This is a genomic window from Halorubrum sp. SP9 (assembly GCF_005435015.1).
GTDB lineage: Archaea > Halobacteriota > Halobacteria > Halobacteriales > Haloferacaceae > Halorubrum > Halorubrum sodomense.
The window spans coordinates 1-396 of record NZ_SGXU01000446.1 but is presented as its reverse complement, the minus strand read 5'-3'; the positions used below and the strand labels follow the sequence as shown (position 1 = coordinate 396).

The 396-nt window shown below is 59.1% G+C and carries 1 protein-coding gene; it reads left to right on the top strand.

Annotated elements, in window-relative coordinates; translation table 11 throughout:
* Nucleotides 1–396 (top strand): ABC transporter substrate-binding protein (locus EXE45_RS18185; protein ID WP_241989542.1); only part of this gene is annotated, 396 nt, incomplete at both ends.

Below are 396 nucleotides of genomic sequence, written 5' to 3'. Positions count from 1 at the left end.
CCGATTCGGACGATGGCGGAGACGGTGGAGCGTCCGGCGGTGACCCGATTGGTGTCGGGGTCGTCATCCCATTCAGCGGCGATCTCAGTGACTTCGGCCAGCCGATGCTGAACGGGCTACAATTGGCGCTAGAAGACATTAACGCAGCCGGGGGGCCGCTTGGACGGGAGATCGAACTGTTCGATGAGGACTCGGAAACGAACTCGACGGCGGGAGTCAACGCAGCAAACTCTCTCGTCAACACGCAGAACGTGTCCGGGTTGATTGGGGCTGTGTCGAGCGGTGTGACGATCAGTATCGCGCAGTCAGTGACGATTCCGAATGACATCCTACATATCACGTCGGCGTCGTCGTCACCGACAATCAGCACGTTAGACGATGACGACCTCGTGTTCC